The following is a 404-nucleotide window of genomic DNA, read 5'->3' as shown; positions in this document are numbered from 1 at the left end:
GATTTCGTGGTTCTTTCCTTCCAAAAGGGCAACGCCGCTATCGCGATGGTCAAGAAGGTTGAGCGCCCGTGTTTGCAGTTTCGTCAGCTTCATTCGCTCTGCTCCCCAAGTGCGGAGGCGGCGAGCATGGCGCGCCAATAATCGCTGTAGGTGACGCAATAGTTTTCGTCGCGGTCCTCTTTGTCAGCGGCGTCCAGCATCCCCTCTGTCGGCTCCTGTAGAGCGGCGAGGACGGTGGATATGGCGGCTGAGGCTTGTCGCATCGCTTGGTCAACATGGGGATTGTCCAGCCGTTCAGTGTTCCAATTCTTGACGGAGCAGCCTCCGTCGTGTCGCGCCATCATTATTTCTCTCGCCACCTTCTCGATGAATTCCTTACTCGGCATGGCTTGCCTCCTTTGCGC

Annotated in this window: 1 protein-coding gene; it reads right to left on the bottom strand. The window is 57.2% G+C overall.

Annotated elements, in window-relative coordinates:
- Positions 1-89: 89 nt before the first annotated feature.
- Positions 90-404, bottom strand: a 315-nt coding sequence (locus ACTJKP_RS27230) for a hypothetical protein (RefSeq protein ID WP_440632881.1), incomplete at its 5' end; no start/stop codon positions are given.

Source organism: Brucella sp. 22210 (genome assembly GCF_052045675.1).
Lineage (GTDB): Bacteria > Pseudomonadota > Alphaproteobacteria > Rhizobiales > Rhizobiaceae > Brucella.
Note: the sequence above shows the minus strand (reverse complement) of the source record. Positions and strands in the feature narration are given on the sequence as shown.